Annotated in this window: 1 protein-coding gene; it reads right to left on the reverse strand. The window is 30.6% G+C overall.

Features of this window, described 5'->3' with window-relative positions; all coding sequences use genetic code 11:
* On the reverse strand, positions 1–802 hold an 802-nt coding region (locus TD29_RS16995), incomplete at its 3' end, for a DUF5018 domain-containing protein (RefSeq protein ID WP_040282592.1).
* Positions 803–841: the final 39 nt, after the last annotated feature.

Consider the following 841-nt stretch of genomic DNA (forward strand, 5'->3'; position numbering starts at 1 on the left):
TCATGAAATTTTGTTGTCCGCTGCTATCAGGCGAAATTGTTGCGTTGTCTGATATAGAGATGGTTGGGGAAATATTTGTTGGGTCCTTGTAAGTATCAATAGTAATGGTTAGCGTAGAATGGTCGATTATTCCATCAAATATTTCATTATCTATATTAAACTGAAAGCTTAAAATCTTTTTTTCATTTGATAAAGCAATGTTATTAGTAATGACTGTATAAGTTGCTTGTTCTCCATTTTGAGCTGTTACTGTATATTCAATATTCTGACTGAAATCTTGCTCAGATAACTGGTTGGGTGAAATTGTTGCATTTTGAGAAAATTCAATTTCAGGAATTAGTGTACTATTTAATTCCAACCCTATTGTTTCGATTGTAATGGTATTATTAGACTCGTTAATTACTCCAGAGAAGGTTGTTTCGTTGGGTGTTATATTAAAAGAAGTTATTTTGTTATCAGAGCTATTAACAATGACAGTGTAAATGGCCTCATCACCATTTTCTGCAGTAACAGTATACAATACATTTTGACTGAAGTTTTGAGAAGTCGAAGCAGAAGGTGTGATTGAAGCATTGTTTGATATCTCAATGATTGGAGTAATTGAATTAGACAAATTTAAATCACTTGTTGTCACGGTTATAGTTTTGGTAGATTGATTAATATCTCCATTGAAATCTTCTCCATTTCCAGTAATTTTAAATGCAATAATTTTATTTTCTGAACTTAATTTTGGTCCATCGTCTTTAGAACAATTTATAAGGAATACACTAAATAGTATTATTAAAGATGCTTTGATTCTCATTTTTTTATTTTAACGGTTATCGTGTTTGTGTATAGTTAG

The organism is Psychroserpens damuponensis, from assembly GCF_000826655.1.
Classification (GTDB): domain Bacteria; phylum Bacteroidota; class Bacteroidia; order Flavobacteriales; family Flavobacteriaceae; genus Psychroserpens; species Psychroserpens damuponensis.